Consider the following 16,893-nt stretch of genomic DNA (forward strand, 5'->3'; position numbering starts at 1 on the left):
ACGGACTCACCGCAGGCTGCGCACGTCCAGGTGGCGCAGCACCCGGTCGACGACCTCCGGATCGGCCCCGGGTTCGGTCCGCGCGGCCAGCACCTCGTGCCGGGCGGCGGAGAGCATCTCGCCCTGGACCCGCCTCAGCCGCCGCAGCCGGCTCATCCGCTGCGCGTGGTCCTCCCGCCGCTCCTCCTCCCCCAGGTCCGGGCTGATCCGCACCCCGATCTCGACGGCCCGGTGCAGCAGTTGGTCGACCAGGTCGTCCGGGAGGTCCTCCACCTCCTCGATCTCCCGCAACCGCCGACGGGCGGCCTTGGCGGCCCGTACCGCGAGGTGGCGCTCGTACGCCTCCTCCGCTTCCGAGTCGGCCTCCACGCCCAGGGCCCGCACCAGGCGCGGCAGGGTGAGCCCCTGGACGACGAGGGTGAACAGGATCACCCCGAAGGCGATGAAGACGAGTTCGTCGCGGGCCGGGAACGGCGATCCGTCCTCGGTGCGCAGCGGCAGCGCCAGGACGAGCGCGACGGAGGCCACCCCGCGCATTCCGGACCACCACATCACGACCGTCTCGCGCCAGCTGGTGGGGATCTCCTCGTCCACGTCGCGACGGGCGTGCAGCCGTTTGGTCAGCCAGGTCGCCGGCAGCAACCACGCCAGTCGCACCAGGACGACCGCGGCGGCCACCGCGGCGGTCCAGCCGAGCAGTTCGCCCCAGCGCCCCGCCGCGGTGTCCAGCACCTGGCTCAGTTCCAGTCCGATCAGTCCGAACGCCACCCCGGTGACCAACGTGTCGACGATCTCCCAGAAGGTGGTGCCGGCCAGGCGCGCGGTCACGTCGTCCGCGCCGAGCGCGTACTCGGCCAGGAACAGGGCGGTGACCAGGACGGCGAGCACTCCCGAGCCGTGCAGCTCCTCGGCGAGCAGGTAGGAGACGAAGGGGACGAGGAGGGTCAGGCCGATCTGGAGGGTGGGATCCCCCAGGTACCCCATCAGCCGGTTGGCCGCCCAGCCGATCGCCAGCCCCACCACGACGGCGAGGACCGCGGACAGCACCAGTTCGAGGACGGCCCCGGGCAGGGAGAACGTACCGCTGACGGCCGCGGCGACCGCCACGTGGTAGAGCACGATCGCGGTCACGTCGTTGAACAGCCCCTCGCCCTCCAGGACGGAGACCAGCCGCCGGGGCAGCCCCAACCGTCCGGCGACGGCGGTCGCCGCGACCGGGTCGGGCGGCGCCAGCAGCGCCCCCAGGGCGACCGCGGCGGCCAGCGGCAGACCGGGCACCACGGCGTCGACGACGAGGGCGACGGCGGCCGTGGTCACGAAGACCAGGGCCACCGCCAACAGCAGGATGGGGCGGAGGTTCGCGGTGAACTGCCGCCAGGAGGTGCGCTGCACCGCGGCGTACAGCAGCGGCGGCAGCACCGCGGGCAGGATGAGTTCGGGCGGGAAGGCGACGTCGGGGACCGGGGGCACCAGAGCGAGGGCCATGCCCCCGAGGGTCATCAGCACCGGTGCCGGAAGGTTCCACCGGTCGCCGAGCGGAACGCTGACCACGGCCCCGAGCAGCAGCAGGAACAGCAGCGCCAACTGGTTCACCCGGCCAGCCTGCACCGCCGCTCCCCCGGGCGGCGGCAGCCCGGTCCGCCCGGGGTGTCGCGTCGGTGCTCAGGGCCTCACGAGGATTCGGCGCGCACCCGGTCCAGCGCCCGCTGGAGGTCGGCGGGGTAGCCGCTCTCGAACTCCACCCACCGCGCCTCGCCCGGGTGCTCGAACCCGAGGCGCACCGCGTGCAACCACTGCCGGGTCAGCCCGAGCCGCTTGGCCAGGGTCGGGTCGGCCCCGTAGGTCAGGTCGCCGACGCAGGGGTGGCGGTGGGCGGACATGTGGACCCGGATCTGGTGGGTGCGCCCGGTCTCCAGCTTCACGTCCAGCAGCGAGGCCGCCCGGAACGCCTCCAGCAGGTCGTAGTGGGTGATCGACGGCTTGCCCTCGGCGATCACCGCCCACTTGTAGTCGTGCTGCGGGTGGCGGCCGATCGGCGCGTCGATGGTGCCGCTGGTGGGGTCCGGGTGGCCCTGCACCAGGGTGTGGTAGCGCTTGTCCACGGTCCGCTCGCGGAACTGCTGCTTGAGGGAGCTGTACGCGTACTCGGACTTGGCGACCACCATCAGTCCCGAGGTGCCCACGTCCAGGCGGTGCACGATGCCCTGGCGCTCGGCCGCCCCCGAGGTGGAGATCCGGTACCCGGCCGCGGCCAGCCCGCCGATCACGGTGGGGCCGCTCCAGCCGGGACTGGGGTGCGCGGCGACCCCGACCGGCTTGACGATCACCACCACGTCCTCGTCGTCGTGGACGATCTCCATGCCCTCGACCGGTTCGGCGACGACCTGGACGGGAGCGGGCGGCAGCGGCATCTCGACCTCCAGCCAGGCGCCCCCGTGCACGCGCTCCGACTTGCCGACCGCCGAGCCGTCGACCAGCACCTTGCCCGCCGCGGCCAGCTCGGCCGCCTTGGTACGGGAGAAACCGAACATCCGGGAGATGGCGGCGTCGACGCGCTCGCCCTCCAGGCCGTCCGGCACGGGCAGGGTTCGGATCTCGGGAATCGCACTCACCCGTCGAGTATGACGGACGCGGGAGGCGCCCCGGGCCGTCAGTCCTTGTGGACCGTGCCGTCCGGGTCGAGCCCGCGGAAGGACAGCAGCACGATCAGGATGCCGCCGCACACGATCGCCGAGTCGGCCAGGTTGAAGACGGCGAAGCCCTTCGGCGCGATGAAGTCGACGACCGCGCCCTTGAAGACCCCCGGCGAGCGGAAGATCCGGTCGGTGAGGTTGCCGAGCGCCCCGCCGAGCAGCAGACCGAGGGCGATCGCCCAGGGCACGCTGTAGAGCTTGCGGGCGAGCCGCACGATCACCACGATCACCGCGGCGGCGATCACGGTGAAGATCACGGTGAAGGCCTCGCCGAAGCCGAAGGCGGCGCCGGGGTTGCGGAGCGCCTCGAAGCGCAGCCACTCGCCGATCACCTCGATCGGCGGGTGGTGCTCCAGCTCCGCCACCACCAGCAGCTTGCTTCCCAGGTCGAGCGCGTAGGCGAACACGGCCACCGCGAAGAGCACCGCGATCCGTCGCTTGCCGCGCGAGGCGCCCTCCGCCCCGTCCGCCGCGGTCCCGGACGCGGCGGGCGGCTGCCCGACCGGCCCGTCGGGGGCCGGCGTCGCCCCGGTCGGTTCCGGGGAGTCCGGGGTGTCGATGGTGCGCTCCGCCTCTGCCACGTGAGTCCCTCAGCCTAGGTGCCTGACTGAGGACGAGGGTACGGCACGCGCCGGCCGGTGGACCGGCCCGTTCGACCGGCCCCCGGGCCGGCGGCGCGCTCCGGGTCCGACGTCAGCCGCGTCGCTCCTGCCGCTGCTTGCACTCCACGCACAGGGTCGCGCGCGGGAACGCCTGCATCCGGGCCTTGCCGATCGGCTTGCCGCAGTTCTCGCAGAGCCCGTACGTCCCCGCGTCGAGCCGTTCCAGGGCGTGCTCGGTCTGCTCCAGCATGGTGCGTGCGTTGGCGGTCAGCGCCAGCTCGTGCTCGCGGGTGATGTTCTTGGTGCCGGTGTCCGCCTGGTCGTCGCCCGCACCGTCCCCGGAGTCCCGCATCAGCCCGGCCAGGGAGGCCTCGGCGGAGTCGATCTCCTCGCGCAGCCGCAGCGCGTCCGCGGTGAGCAGGGCCCGGGCCTCGGCGGCCTCGTCCGGGGTCCACGGATCCTCACCGGGGCGCACCGGCAGCTCACCGGGGGCCAGCGCCGCGGGCCGGGCCTTGGGCACCGGGGGTTGCGCACCGGACGCCCTCGGCGGCGCGGTGCTCGTCGTCGTGGGCTTCGTTGCCGTACCCCGCGTCTTCTTCGCGACCACTGGCGTGGCTCCCGTCATCTCCGCGACTTCAGCCGCACTGTCCGTGCCGTTCCCTCCGGATGCGCTCCTGCGGCGCCCCGGACGCTCCGCTCCCCCGTCCCCGTCGGCCCCCTCGGGCGGCGCCGCCGCGGCGCTCTTCCTCCGCATCTCTGCCCGCGCGGTGGACCGCTTACTGCTGCCGGCGTCCACCGCGGCTCCCCCGGACGCACCGGCCGCCGTCCGCTTCCGGGCGGTCCGCTTGGCCGCGGCCCGTTCGGGGTCGGGTGCCCCGCCGGTCGGGGCCGCGGTCGTCTTCTTCGCGGCACGTTCCGTCGCGGTCCGCTTGGCGGCCTTCCGCGCGGGCGACCGTTCGGCGGTCGGCTCCGCCCCGTGCTCCTCGTCCGGCGGCGGGTCGTGCGCGCCGGTCTCTCTCGCCACCATGGCCACGGCCCCTTACACCTGTGCGATCTGGCTCCCGCACCGTCCTGGGGACGATAAATCGCCACGAAGGGGGCGGCAACGGGAAGCGGAGGGGACAGTGCCCTCCGCACCCGGCGCGGGCGCCGCCCCCCGGCCGCGGGCGGTCCCGGAGCGGCCCTGCCCCGTCCGGGTGGTTCCCCGCCCCGGGCCACCGGTCCGGGAATCCGGTTCGGCGCGCCCGGTCGCGGCCCGTACACTGGCCGGAGCGAACAGGTGTGGATGGGGCCGAGTAACGGCGTACGCAGCCCAGAGCGACCCGGGGACGGTGGGAGCCCGGGGGCGAGCGCGACGTGAAGATCTCCCCGGAGCCGCCGGAAGAACGCCCCCGCCCCACGGGCACCGGGCCAGTAGAACCGGCATCGCGGCCCAATGAGGGGGCCGTCCGACGCAGCCGCGCCGGGAGGCCAAGGAGGGTGGTACCGCGGGAGCGCGCCGCAGTCGGCGCACACGGGCTCTCGTCCCTCCGACGGAAGGCAGCAGTCCGCCCGAGGAGCCGTCGCGATGACCCCGCCGCACCACGAACCCGCCCCCAGCGCCCCGGCCCGGTACCAGCAGGTGCCCGCCCAGGTCGACCTGCCCGCGCTCGAACACGCGGTGCTCGACTTCTGGCGCGAGAACGAGGTCTTCGCCCGGAGCCTGGAGCAGTCCGAGGGCCGCCCCGAGTGGGTGTTCTACGAGGGCCCCCCGACCGCGAACGGCATGCCCGGAGCCCACCACATCGAGGCCCGGGTCTTCAAGGACGTGTTCCCCCGCTTCCGCACCATGCGCGGCTACCACGTGGCGCGCAAGGCGGGGTGGGACTGCCACGGGCTGCCCGTGGAACTCGCCGTCGAGAAGGAGCTCGGCTTCAGCGGCAAGAAGGACATCGAGGCGTACGGCATCGCCGAGTTCAACGCCAAGTGCCGGGACTCGGTGACCCGGCACACCGACGCCTTCGCCGCCCTGACCAACCGCATGGGCTACTGGGTCGACCTCGACGACGCCTACCGCACCATGGACCCCGAGTACATCGACTCCGTGTGGTGGTCGCTGAAGCAGGTCTTCGACAAGGGCCTGCTGGTCGAGGACCACCGGGTGGCGCCCTGGTGCCCGCGGTGCGGCACCGGCCTCTCCGACCACGAGCTGGCCCAGGGCTACGAGACGGTCGTCGACCCGTCGGTGTACGTGCGCTTCCCGCTGACCTCCGGTCCGCTCGCGGGCACGGCGTCGCTGCTGGTGTGGACGACCACCCCGTGGACCCTGGTCTCCAACACCGCGGTCGCCGCGCACCCCGAGGTCACCTACGAGGTGGTGACCGACGGCACGGAGCAGCTGGTGGTCGCCCGCCCGCTGGTGGCCAAGGCGCTCGGCGAGGGCTGGGAGCCCACCGGGCGGAGCTTCAGCGGTGCCGAGATGGAGCGCTGGACCTACCGGCGCCCGTTCGACCTGGTGGAGTTCCCCGTCGAGGCCGGCCCGGCGCACTACGTGGTCAACGCCGACTACGTGACCACCGAGGACGGCACGGGCCTGGTCCACCAGTCCCCCGCCTTCGGCGAGGAGGACCTCAAGGTCTGCCGCGCGTACGGCCTGCCGGTGGTCAACCCGGTGCGTCCGGACGGCACCTTCGAGGAGGGCCTGCCGCTGGTCGGCGGGGTGTTCTTCAAGAAGGCGGACGAGGCGCTGACCCAGGACCTCCAGGACCGCGGCCTGCTCTTCCGGCACATCCCCTACGAGCACAGCTACCCGCACTGCTGGCGCTGCCACACCGCACTGCTCTACTACGCCCAGCCCTCCTGGTACGTGCGGACCACCGCCGTCAAGGACCGGCTGCTGGAGGAGAACGAGCGGACCAACTGGTTCCCGGACTCCATCAAGCACGGCCGCTACGGGGACTGGCTGAACAACAACATCGACTGGGCGCTGTCCCGCAACCGCTACTGGGGCACCCCGCTGCCGATCTGGCGCTGCGAGGAGGGCCACCTCACCTGCGTCGGCTCCCGTGCCGAACTCACCGGGCTCACCGGCACCGACCAGTCGGAGCTGGACCCGCACCGGCCCTTCATCGACGCGGTCACCTTCCCCTGCCCCCGGTGCCGGACCACGGCGACCCGCGTCCCCGAGGTCATCGACGCCTGGTACGACTCGGGTTCGATGCCGTTCGCCCAGTACGGCTACCCGTACCGCAACAAGGAGCTGTTCGAGAGCCGCTACCCGGCCCAGTTCATCTCCGAGGCGATCGACCAGACCCGCGGCTGGTTCTACACGCTGATGGCCGTCGGCACCCTGGTGTTCGACAAGTCCTCGTACGAGAACGTGGTGTGCCTCGGGCACATCCTCGCCGAGGACGGCCGCAAGATGTCCAAGCACCTCGGCAACATCCTGGAGCCGATCCCGCTGATGGACCAGCACGGCGCCGACGCGGTGCGCTGGTTCATGGCCGCCGGCGGTTCGCCCTGGGCCGCCCGCCGGGTGGGCCACGGCACCATCCAGGAAGTGGTCCGCAAGACGCTGCTCACCTACTGGAACACCGTCGCCTTCCAGGCGCTGTACGCCCGTACCGCCGGCTGGGCGCCGTCCGCCGCCGACCCCGCCCCGGCCGAGCGCCCGCTGCTCGACCGCTGGCTGCTGTCCGAACTGCACGCGCTGACCGACCAGGTGACCGGGGCGCTGGACGCCTACGACACCCAGCGGGCCGGCAAGTTGCTGTCGGCGTTCGTCGACGACCTGTCCAACTGGTACGTGCGCCGTTCCCGTCGCCGGTTCTGGCAGGGGGACGCCGCCGCGCTGCGCACCCTGCACGAGGTGATCGAGACCGTCACCCGGCTGATGGCGCCCCTGACCCCGTTCATCACCGAGCGGGTCTGGCAGGACCTGGTGGTCCCGGTGACCCCCGGGGCACCCGCCTCGGTGCACCTGTCCTCGTGGCCGGAGGTGGACGTCGCGGCCATCGACCCGGAGCTCTCCCGGCAGATGGTGCTGGTGCGACGGCTGGTGGAGCTCGGTCGGGCGACCCGTGCCGAGTCCGGGGTGAAGACCCGTCAGCCGCTGTCCCGGGCCCTGGTCGCCGTCAACGGCTTCGCCTCGCTGCCGGTGGAGCTGCACGCGCAGATCACCGAGGAGTTGAACGTCACCTCCCTCGCCGCCCTCTCCGAGGTCGGCGGCTCGCTGGTGGACACCACGGCCAAGGCCAACTTCCGTGCCCTGGGCAAGCGGTTCGGCAAGGGCGTGCAGGCGGTCGCCAAGGCGGTCGCCGAGGCGGACGCGGCGGCGCTGTCCCTGGCGCTGCGCGAGGGGACCGCGTTCGTGGAGGTCGACGGCGAGAAGGTGGACCTCTCCCCGGAGGAGGTCATCATCACGGAGACCCCCCGCGAGGGCTGGTCGGTGGCCTCCGACTCGGGTGCCACCGTCGCCCTCGACCTGGAGATCACCGAGGAGTTGCGCCGGGCCGGGCTGGCCCGGGACGCCATCCGACTGATCCAGGAGGCGCGCAAGAACAGCGGGCTGGACGTGGCGGACCGGATCGCGCTGCGCTGGAACGCCACTGACGAGCAGGTGGCCGGCGCCCTGACGGAGCACGCCGGGCTCATCGCGGACGAGGTGCTCGCCACCGAGTTCGTCCGGGCCGAGCCCGAGGCCCCCGTCTTCACGGACGCCGGGCTGTCGCTGACCTTCGGTCTGCGCAAGGTCTGAGCCGGGACGGGGGCGCGTCCTTCGGGGCGCGCCCCCTTTCGTGCCCCGGAGCACGCAGGGGAAAGGGCGGGGCCCCCGGTGTCACCGGGGGCCCCGCCCTTGCTGTCGGGTCGTCGACCCGTCAGTTGTCGTCCTCGTCGATGAGGAAGCCCCGCATCGGAGAGGGAGCCTGCTGCATCGGCTGCGGCGCCTGCGGCCGGACCGGAGCCATCGGCTGCGTCATCGCGGGCGCCATCTGCTGCTGTCCGCCGTAGGAGGGGCCACCGGGAGCGGGGGCACCGCCCATGGACGGTCCGCCGTAGGCGGGGGCTGCCGCACCCGCGGGCGCCATCGACGGCGTGGGCGACGGCGGCAGCGAAGCGGCGGACGGGGTCCGCGGCGGCGCCAGCGAGTCGTCGGCCTGGGTCTCCAACTGGCGCAGCTGGGACTCCAGGTACGACTTCAGACGGGTGCGGTACTCGCGCTCGAAGCCGCGCAGGTCCTCGACCTTGCGCTCCAGCGTGGCGCGGGCGGACTCCAGGGAGCCCATCGCCACGCGGTGCTTCTCCTGCGCGTCCCGCTCCAACGCGTCGGCCTTGGCGCGGGCATCCCGCTCCAGACCCTCGGCGCGGCTACGGGCCTCGCCGACGATCTTGTTGGCCTCGGAACGGGCCTCCGCGATCGCCTGGTCGGCGGTCTGCTGGGCCAGCGAGAGCACCCGGGCGGCGCTGTCGCCACCAGGAGCCTGCGCGGGCTGTCCCATCTGCGGACCGTGGCCGGGGCCGCCCATCTGCTGCATCGGACCGCCCATGGGGCCGCCCATCTGCTGCATCGGACCGGGCCCCTGCTGCATCGGACCCGGGCCCTGCTGCATCGGGCCGGGACCCTGCTGCTGCATCGGACCCGGACCCTGCTGCATGGGGCCGGGGCCCTGTTGCATCGGACCGGGACCCTGCTGCATGGGGCCGGGACCCTGCTGCTGCATCGGGGCGCCGGGGACCTGCTGCATGGGGGAGCCGGGACCTGCGGGCAGCTGGGGTGCGCCGCTCGGCAACTGCGGGGGGCCGCCCATGGGGCCGCCCATCTGCGGTTGCTGCTGCTGCGGCGGCACCGGCTGCGGTCCCGATATGGCGGCGGGCACCGGACCCGGTCGCTCCTGCTGCTGCTCCGGAGGCTTGCGCATTCCGGCCTGCTGCTGGTTCTGGGCGGCGGCACGGGTGGCCGCGGCCAGCTTGGCGCGCAGGTCCTCGTTCTCGCGGAGCAGGCGGGTCAGTTCGGCTTCGACCTCATCGAGGAAGGCATCGACCTCGTCCTCGTCATAGCCTTCTCGAAGGCGGACGGTCGTGAACTGCTTGTTCCGCACGTCCTCGGGGGTCAATGGCATCTCTTTACCTCAGCGTAGTCGTCGGCGGGATCAACCCCCGCGTCAGCGGGGACCGTCATCGTTCACAGTCACCTCACGACGGAGATCAAGATGTAGACGATGATCATCAGAACGAAGAAGGACAGGTCGAGCGCCACGCCCCCGAGACGCAGGGGTGGGATGAACCGTCGCAACAGCTTGAGCGGTGGATCGGTGAGTGTGTAGGTGGCCTCCAACAGCACCACCATCACCTTGCCCGGCTGCCACGAGCGGGCGAACTGGAAGACGTAGTCCATGACCAACCGGAAGATGAGGACGATGAGGTAACACGTCAGCGCGATGTAGATCACGTCCAAGAACACGTGCATCTCGTGCTTTCCCTCTCCCCTGTTCCGTGCCGGTGTCGTACCGGATTATCGGTCAGCGACCGGTCCCGTGTCTCAGCTCTGGTTGAAGAACCCGCCCTCTGCGATGCGAGCCTTGTCCTCCGCCGTGACGTCGACGTTAGCAGGAGACAACAGGAACACCTTCTGGGTCACGCGCTCAATACTGCCGTGCAGACCGAAGACGAGGCCAGCGGCAAAGTCGACAAGTCGCTTCGCGTCGGTGTCGTCCATCTCGGTCAGGTTCATGATCACCGGCGTACCCTCACGGAAGTGTTCGCCGATGGTACGGGCTTCGTTGTACGTCCGCGGGTGCAGCGTGGTGATCCGGTAGGGCTCCCGCTCGGACACGACCTTGGGCATGATCACCGGTGCGTTCTTCTCCACGTTCTGTCGATCGGGTGTGATGGACGACACGGGCGCGATGCGCGCGGGGCGTGCCGATTCCACCGCGAGTGCGGCGGACTGGGGTACGGGGTCGCGCTGCACCGGGGGTTGCACCACTCGTACCGATTCGTCCCGTTGGGACTGTAGCGGCTCATGACCCTGGTGGGACTGATGCGGCGTGTCGTGCCGCCGACGGTCCCGCTCGGACTCCGGATCCAGTTCGGGTTCGAAGTCGTCGTCGGGGTCGAAACCCCTGCCGTCGTACCCATCGTCCTCCACGAGGCCGAGGTAGACCGCCATCTTGCGCATCGCGCCGGCCATTCTCTTAACCCTCCGCTCTGTGGTGGATCGGCGTGCGGATCGGCTGACGCCTACCAAGTTCCGCGATCCACGTGCCCTTTCCGCCCGATCGGCGGAAAAGACCATATTTTCTACTGTGGTCCGACTCTTGGTGACGTTACCCGAGCCCGGGACGGACTCCGAGTACCGCACTCCCGACGCGCACATGTGTCGCTCCGGCCGCAACGGCCTCTTCGAGGTCCCCGCTCATCCCTGCGGACACCATGTTCGCAGCAGGATGCTCCGAGCGCAGCGCAGTCGACAAATCCATCAACCGCCCGAAAGCGGCGCGTTGCCGTCCGGCGTAGGGACCGCTCAGAGGTGCGACGGTCATCAGCCCGTCCAACCGCAGGCCCTCGGCGGCGGCGAGGAGGTCCGCCAACTCGCGGACCCCGTCCGGCCCGACGCCGCCGCGCTCGCCGCGCGCGCCCTCGTCCGCGTCCAGGGCCACCTGGACCAGGCAGCCGACCTCGCGACCCGTGCGGACCGCCTCCCGGGACAGCGCGGTGACCAGCCGGGCGCGGTCGACGGACTGCACCTCAGCGGCGTAACCCAGCACCGAGCGGACCTTGTTGGTCTGCAACTGTCCGACGAAGTGCCAGGTCAACGGAGTGTCCGCACAGGCGGCGGCCTTGGGCGCGGCGTCCTGGTCCCGGTTCTCCGCCACGTGGCGCACGCCGAGGTCGGCGAGGAGGCGAACGTCACTCGCCGGATAGGTCTTGGTGACGACGACGAGGGTCACCTCCGACCGGTCCCGGCCGGCCGCGGTACAGGCGGCGGTGATACGTTCCTCCACCTTCGCCAGGTTTGCAGCGAGTTGTTCCTTGCGGTCCGTCATGCCCTCTCAGTCCAGCCAGACGTAGCCCGCGAGCCGACCGGTGGTGCGGTCGCGGCGGTACGAGAAGTGGTCGTGCGACTCCCGGGTGCACGCCCCGGAACGCTTCCGATCGCGCACTCCGAGCTGCTCCAACTGGGCGTGCACCCCGGCCACCACGTCAACGGCGGGTGTGCCCCAGGTGGTTTCCGCGTGCGCCGCCGGCACAGCGGCGGCAACCTCGGCGCGCATCGCCTCGGGCACCTCGTAGCACCCCCCGCAGACCGCGGGTCCGGTGCGGGCGAGCAGCCGGGACGGCAGCGCACCGAGTTCGACCATGGCGGCGACGGCCGCCGGCACCACCCCGGCGACCAGGCCGGGACGGCCGGCGTGCGCCGCGGCGACGACCCCGGCGACCGGGTCGGCGAGCAGGACGGGCACGCAGTCGGCGGTCAGGACGGCGAGCGGGAGCCCGCGGCGGGCGGTGACCACGGCGTCAACCCGGGGGGCCGGCGCCTCACCCCGGGGGCCGTCAACCACGGCGACCTCCTTGCCGTGCACCTGGTCCATCCAGATGACGGCGGACGGGTCGAACCCGAGGTGCCCGGCGACGATGCGACGGTTGGCCCGGACCGCGGCGGGGTCGTCGCCGACCGCCCCGCCGAGGTTCAGCCCCTCATACGGAGCGGCGCTCACCCCGCCCCACCGGTCGGTGAAGGCGAAGTGCGCGCCGCTGGTGGTGATCCGGTCCGGGACCACCTCTCCGGATCGTCCTATCACTTGAGGAAGTCCGGTACGTCCAGCTCCTCCGCCGCGCTGTCGTACCGCGCGGGCGGAACCTGCGGGGTGAGGCCCGAACCGGCCGCGGCCGACGCGTAGTCACCCGCGGCCGGGGCGTCCGGGGAACCGACCGGCTCCGGCTTCGCCTGCTCCTCGCGCGGGGTGACGCTGCCGAGGCCGCCGAAGGCGGGGCGGGTGGATTCGGCGGAGCGCACCGGGGCGGGCTCCTCGCGCTTGGCGCTGGCGCTGCCGAGGCCGCCGTGCTGCTTGGCCGGCGGCTGTCCGCCGTCGAAGCCCGCGGCGATCACGGTGACCCGCACCTCGTCGCCGAGGGCGTCGTCGATGACCGCGCCGAAGATGATGTTGGCCTCGGGGTGGGCGGCCTCGCTGACGAGTTGGGCGGCCTCGTTGATCTCGAAGAGGCCGAGGTCGGAGCCGCCGGAGATGGAGAGCAGCACCCCGCGGGCGCCGTCGATGGAGGCTTCGAGCAGCGGCGAGGAGATCGCCATCTCGGCGGCGGCCACCGCGCGGTCGTCGCCGCGGGCGGAGCCGATGCCCATCAGCGCGGAACCCGCCTCGGACATCACGGACTTCACGTCGGCGAAGTCCAGATTGATGAGGCCGGGGGTGGTGATGAGGTCCGTGATGCCCTGGACGCCGGAGAGCAGGACCTGGTCCGCGGACTTGAAGGCGTCGAGGACGCTGACCTGACGGTCCGAGATGGACAGCAGTCGGTCGTTGGGGATGACGATGAGGGTGTCGACCTCTTCGCGGAGCTCCGCGATGCCGTCCTCCGCCTGGTTGGCGCGGCGGCGGCCCTCGAAGGTGAAGGGCCGGGTGACCACGCCGATGGTGAGCGCGCCCAGCGAGCGGGCGATGTTGGCGACGACGGGTGCGCCGCCGGTGCCGGTGCCGCCGCCTTCGCCGGCGGTGACGAAGACCATGTCGGCCCCCTTGAGGACCTCCTCGATCTCTTCGCGGTGGTCTTCGGCGGCCTTGCGGCCGACGGCCGGGTTGGCCCCGGCGCCCAGTCCCCGGGTGAGTTCGCGTCCGACGTCGAGCTTGACGTCGGCGTCGCTCATCAACAACGCCTGCGCGTCGGTGTTGATGGCGATGAACTCGACACCCTTGAGGCCGACCTCGATCATCCGGTTGATGGCATTGACACCACCGCCGCCGACACCGATGACCTTGATGACTGCGAGGTAGTTCTGCGGTGCTGCCACGTCGAGAGCCTCTCGCCTCGATTTACGTGCCGTCGCTCGTCGTGTAGCGCTGCGACGGCTGATGCCGAATGTGGGACGGTCCGAACGCCGACCCGAACCCTAACGTTGAAGTTTAGGGTTACTAGTGTGCCTGTTCCCTGGACTCTTCCGAACAGGACACTAAGTCGACAAGTGGCGCGCGTTCAATGAACACGCCGAACCTCCCGTTTTTCTTTTCACCCTATGTGATCAGCCATAGCGCTGCCCACTCAGGGTGCTGACCTGCGCACTTGTACGTCAACTCACCGCTGACGCGGGGGCGGTGGGAACGCTCACGTCGAAGTGCCGGGCCTTGGGCGCGGCTTTCATCAGCGCGGTGAGGGCGGCGCCCTTCTCCTCACCCAGTTCGGAGCTTCCCCAGTCCACGGTCCGCCCATCGGCCAACTCCAGTGTGATGGAGTCGTAACTGCGCACCTTGACGGTGCGGGTCCGCCCGACGACCGGAGTCGGTACGGCGGCCACCACGTCCACCGCGGCGAGGGTGAGTTCCTCGCCCGCGAAGCGCTGCGGACCGACCGTCCGACGAGGCGTCAATTCCAGCACGGGGATGCCGGACGGCGCACGGTCGACGGTCGCGAAACGTACCGCCTCCTCGTCCACTTCGATGAACTTTCCGCCCTTTTCAACCAGCAGTACGGGTTTCCGTTCGACGATTTTCAGACCGATTCCGCTAGGCCAGGAACGCACCACTTCGATCTGGTCGATCCGGGGCAGCAGGCGGCTGAGACGGGTCTGCACCGCGTCCGTGTCGACCGAGGCCAGCGGGGTACCCAGCGGGACGGCGGCGGCGGTGCGCACCTCGTCGGCGTCCAGGACCTCGACCCCGGAGACGCCCACCTTCTGCACCCGCAGCCACGGCGATCCGTACAACACCCAGACCCCGCCGCCGACGAGGACCACCACCGCCACCGCGGACAGCACCACCGTGCGGACCCGTAGCCGGGGCAGTCGCCCGGTCAGCCGGTGCACCAGCGACCGGAACCGCCCCGACCCCTGCGGGGACGCACCGGACTTGGCAGACTTACCGACAATCGGAGTTGTCCCGCCGTCGGTGCTCTTCGGTCCGGCCACAGCCCCTGCCTTCCGTCACGCCCTGGCGCGTGACGCGATCGCTTCGTACACCATGCCGACGAGCAGGTCGTCGGCGTCCCGGCGGCCGAACTCGGAGGCGGCCCGGGACATCTCGTACAACCGGTGCGGGTCCGCCAGCACCGGCAGGACGTGGCCCTGCACCCACTGCGGGGTCAGTTCCGCGTCGTCGACCAGCAGCCCGCCACCCGCCTTGACCACCGGCTGGGCGTTGAGCCGCTGTTCGCCGTTGCCGATGGGCAGCGGGACGTAGGCGGCGGGGAGTCCGACCGCGGAGAGTTCGGCGACGGTCATCGCGCCCGCGCGGCAGAGCATCATGTCGGCCGCGGCGTACGCGAGGTCCATCCGGTCCACGTACGGTACCGGGATGTAGGGGGGCATCCCGGGCATGTTGTCCACGCGCGGCAGTTCGTTCTTCGGACCGACCGCGTGCAGGATCTGGATGCCGGCCTGCTGGAGGTACGGGGCGGCCTGCTGGACGACCTCGTTGAGCCGACGGGCGCCCTGCGAGCCGCCCGAGACCAGCAGGGTCGGCAGGTTGGGGTCGAGCCCGAACGCGGCCCGGGCCTCCGGGCGCACGGCCGCGCGGTCGAGGGTCGCGATCGAACGGCGCAGCGGGATGCCGATGTAGCGGGCGCCGCGGAGCTTGTTGTCCGGGGTGGAGACCGCGACCTGGGCGGCGTACCGGGAGCCGATCTTGTTGGCCAGTCCGGGGCGGGCGTTGGCCTCGTGGACCACGATGGGAACCCCGCGCCGCTTGGCCGCGAGGTAACCGGGCAGGGCGACGTAGCCGCCGAAGCCGACCACCGCGTCCGCCCGGGTGCGCTCCAGGATCTGCTCCGCGGCCTTGATGGTCCCGCGCAGCCGCCCCGGGACGGTGATCAGCTCGGGGGTGGGCTTGCGGGGCAGCGGCACGGCGGGGATCAGGGCGAGTTCGTAGCCCCGCTCGGGGACGAGCCGGGTCTCCAGGCCGCGCTCGGTGCCCAGCGCCGTGATCCCGACGCTCGGATCCCGCCTGCGCAGGGCGTCCGCCAGGGCGAGCGCGGGCTCGATGTGACCGGCGGTACCTCCGCCGGCGAGTACGACATGCACCGAAATTCACCGCTCTCCGGACGGGCGCGACCTGACGCGCCGTCGCATCGTGTTCCAACTCCGGGGCGCCCGGTCGGTTCCGGACTCCCCTCCCGCGGTCCGCTTGCGGCCCGATGCCCTCTGTCGCACGGCGAGCGCCGCCCGAGCGGCGGGTTCGTTCCGGGCGAAGGCGATCAACAGGCCGATCGCGAACATGGTCGGCAGCAGGGCGGACCTCCCGTAAGAGAACAGCGGGAGCGGAACACCGGCGATCGGCAGCAGGCCGAGCACCGCACCCATGTTGATCACGGCCTGGGCCATGATCCAGGTGATCACGCCACCCGCTGCGTACCTCACGAAGGGGTCCTCCGTGCGTCCGGCCACGCGGATACCCGCATAGCCTAGAGCCGCGAACAACCCCAGGACGGACAGCGTCCCCGCCAACCCCAGTTCCTCACCGGCGATCGCGAAGATGAAGTCCGTGTGCGCCTCGGGAAGTTGACCCCATTTTTCCACACTCGCCCCGAGTCCCGAACCGAACAGTCCGCCGGACGCCAGGGCGTAGATCCCGTGGACGGCCTGCCAGCAGGGGTCGTCCGGGCCGCCCAGCTCCGAGGCGCCGATGCACTGGAGGCGGGCCATCCGGTTCTCGCTGGTCCTGATCAGGACCGCACCGACCACCAGGGCGACCGCCAGCACCCCGGCGAAGAGCCGGGTGGGCGCCCCCGCGAGCCAGAGCAGCCCGAAGAGGATCGCGGTCAGGATGGTCGCGGTGCCCATGTCCCCGCCGAGCATGATCAGTCCGAGGATCATGAAGGCGACCGGCACCAGCGGCACCAGCAGGTGCTTCCACTGGTTCAGCAGTTGCTTGTCGTGCTTGCGGGCCAACAGGTCGGCCCCCCACAGGACCAGCGCCAACTTGCCGAACTCGCTGGGCTGGAGCTGGATGAAGCCGAGCTCGATCCAGTTCTGGTTGCCGTTCACCGCGAACCCGATACCGGGCACCTGCACCAGGACCATGAGGATGATCGCACCGGCCAGGATCGGGTAGGCCAGCGCCCGGTGGAGCTTGATCGGCATCCGGGACGCGATCAGCAGCAGGACGGCACCGACCACGGCGGCCAGCAACTGTTTGCGGAAGAAGAACGAACCCGGCAGCGACAGTTGCAGTGCTCGGATGATGGACGCCGAGTACACCATCACCAGACCGAGCAGCGTCAGCAGGAAGCTGCTGCCGAGGATCAGGTAATAGGCGGTCAGCGGACGGTCCCAGGCCCGGCGGGCCCGGGCGCGCAACCGTCGCAACGGCAACTCGCGCCGGCGCGCGGCGGGCTTCGGCGGCCCGGCCTCCCGCCGGGTCGCCAGCGGCGTCCGGCCGCCGCTCACCACGCCG

14 protein-coding genes are annotated in these 16,893 nt (G+C 71.6%); 1 reads left to right on the forward strand and 13 read right to left on the reverse strand.

The features are described from left to right. Window positions 1–6: 6 nt before the first annotated feature. From ACSMX9_RS05255 to ACSMX9_RS05270, 4 genes are all read right to left on the reverse strand, one after another. Window positions 7–1,593 carry a Na+/H+ antiporter gene (locus ACSMX9_RS05255; RefSeq protein WP_445400339.1) on the reverse strand — a complete coding sequence of 529 codons (1,587 nt, stop codon included), beginning with the start codon at window positions 1,591–1,593 and terminating at the stop codon, window positions 7–9. A gap of 77 nt (window positions 1,594–1,670) precedes the next feature. Continuing rightward, the gene (locus tag ACSMX9_RS05260) at window positions 1,671–2,612 is read right to left on the reverse strand and encodes an RluA family pseudouridine synthase (RefSeq protein ID WP_445400341.1); all 942 of its coding nucleotides are present in this window, start codon (window positions 2,610–2,612) and stop codon (window positions 1,671–1,673) included. Window positions 2,613–2,650: 38 nt separating this feature from the next. Further along, entirely contained in the window at window positions 2,651–3,274 is a 624-nt protein-coding gene (lspA, locus tag ACSMX9_RS05265; protein ID WP_445400343.1) for a signal peptidase II, read from the reverse strand. A gap of 112 nt (window positions 3,275–3,386) precedes the next feature. Then, complete coding sequence (locus tag ACSMX9_RS05270) at window positions 3,387–4,322, reverse strand: TraR/DksA C4-type zinc finger protein (protein WP_445400345.1); 936 nt, start codon at window positions 4,320–4,322, stop codon at window positions 3,387–3,389. 540 nt (window positions 4,323–4,862) lie between these two features. Between ACSMX9_RS05270 and ileS the strand changes: the two genes are divergently transcribed. Beyond that, entirely contained in the window at window positions 4,863–8,030 is a 3,168-nt protein-coding gene (ileS, locus tag ACSMX9_RS05275; RefSeq protein WP_445400347.1) for an isoleucine--tRNA ligase, read from the forward strand. Between the two features lie 121 nt (window positions 8,031–8,151). Here ileS and ACSMX9_RS05280 read toward each other — a convergent pair whose 3' ends face one another. The 9 genes from ACSMX9_RS05280 to ftsW all read right to left on the reverse strand — a co-directional run bounded on the left by ACSMX9_RS05280 (window position 8,152) and on the right by ftsW (window position 16,886). After that, a complete protein-coding gene (locus ACSMX9_RS05280) occupies window positions 8,152–9,393 on the reverse strand; it encodes a DivIVA domain-containing protein (protein WP_445400349.1) in 1,242 nt (413 codons plus the stop codon). Window positions 9,394–9,461: 68 nt separating this feature from the next. Continuing rightward, window positions 9,462–9,740 carry a YggT family protein gene (locus tag ACSMX9_RS05285; protein WP_351242543.1) on the reverse strand — a complete coding sequence of 93 codons (279 nt, stop codon included), beginning with the start codon at window positions 9,738–9,740 and terminating at the stop codon, window positions 9,462–9,464. A gap of 72 nt (window positions 9,741–9,812) precedes the next feature. Next, window positions 9,813–10,463 (reverse strand): cell division protein SepF, encoded by a 651-nt coding sequence (locus ACSMX9_RS05290; RefSeq protein WP_351242541.1) that lies wholly within the window; start codon window positions 10,461–10,463, stop codon window positions 9,813–9,815. Between the two features lie 136 nt (window positions 10,464–10,599). After that, the gene (locus ACSMX9_RS05295) at window positions 10,600–11,319 is read right to left on the reverse strand and encodes a YggS family pyridoxal phosphate-dependent enzyme (RefSeq protein WP_445400351.1); all 720 of its coding nucleotides are present in this window, start codon (window positions 11,317–11,319) and stop codon (window positions 10,600–10,602) included. 6 nt (window positions 11,320–11,325) lie between these two features. Beyond that, window positions 11,326–12,072 carry a peptidoglycan editing factor PgeF gene (gene pgeF / locus ACSMX9_RS05300; RefSeq protein WP_445402898.1) on the reverse strand — a complete coding sequence of 249 codons (747 nt, stop codon included), beginning with the start codon at window positions 12,070–12,072 and terminating at the stop codon, window positions 11,326–11,328. After that, window positions 12,072–13,301, reverse strand: a complete 1,230-nt coding sequence (gene ftsZ / locus ACSMX9_RS05305) for a cell division protein FtsZ (protein WP_445400353.1) — start codon at window positions 13,299–13,301, stop codon at window positions 12,072–12,074. Before ftsZ ends, pgeF begins: the two co-directional genes overlap by 1 nt. A gap of 276 nt (window positions 13,302–13,577) precedes the next feature. Beyond that, on the reverse strand, window positions 13,578–14,411 hold the full coding sequence (locus ACSMX9_RS05310; RefSeq protein ID WP_445400355.1) for a cell division protein FtsQ/DivIB: 834 nt from the start codon (window positions 14,409–14,411) through the stop codon (window positions 13,578–13,580). Between the two features lie 15 nt (window positions 14,412–14,426). After that, window positions 14,427–15,521: an undecaprenyldiphospho-muramoylpentapeptide beta-N-acetylglucosaminyltransferase gene (gene murG / locus ACSMX9_RS05315; protein WP_351242535.1), complete on the reverse strand. Its 1,095-nt coding sequence runs from the start codon at window positions 15,519–15,521 to the stop codon at window positions 14,427–14,429. A gap of 6 nt (window positions 15,522–15,527) precedes the next feature. After that, window positions 15,528–16,886 (reverse strand): putative lipid II flippase FtsW, encoded by a 1,359-nt coding sequence (ftsW, locus tag ACSMX9_RS05320; RefSeq protein ID WP_445402899.1) that lies wholly within the window; start codon window positions 16,884–16,886, stop codon window positions 15,528–15,530. Between the last annotated feature and the right edge of the window lie 7 nt (window positions 16,887–16,893).

Source organism: Streptomyces sp. LE64, from assembly GCF_052606915.1.

Excerpts from the sequence above, each read along its gene's own strand:
- ACSMX9_RS05270 (WP_445400345.1), bottom strand. The coding sequence starts at position 4,322 with ATGGTGGCGAGAGAGACCGGCGCGCACGACCCGCCGCCGGACGAGGAG.
- ileS (WP_445400347.1), top strand. The coding sequence starts at position 4,863 with ATGACCCCGCCGCACCACGAACCCGCCCCCAGCGCCCCGGCCCGGTAC.
- ACSMX9_RS05280 (WP_445400349.1), bottom strand. The coding sequence starts at position 9,393 with ATGCCATTGACCCCCGAGGACGTGCGGAACAAGCAGTTCACGACCGTC.
- ACSMX9_RS05285 (WP_351242543.1), bottom strand. The coding sequence starts at position 9,740 with ATGCACGTGTTCTTGGACGTGATCTACATCGCGCTGACGTGTTACCTC.
- ACSMX9_RS05290 (WP_351242541.1), bottom strand. The coding sequence starts at position 10,463 with ATGGCCGGCGCGATGCGCAAGATGGCGGTCTACCTCGGCCTCGTGGAG.
- ACSMX9_RS05295 (WP_445400351.1), bottom strand. The coding sequence starts at position 11,319 with ATGACGGACCGCAAGGAACAACTCGCTGCAAACCTGGCGAAGGTGGAG.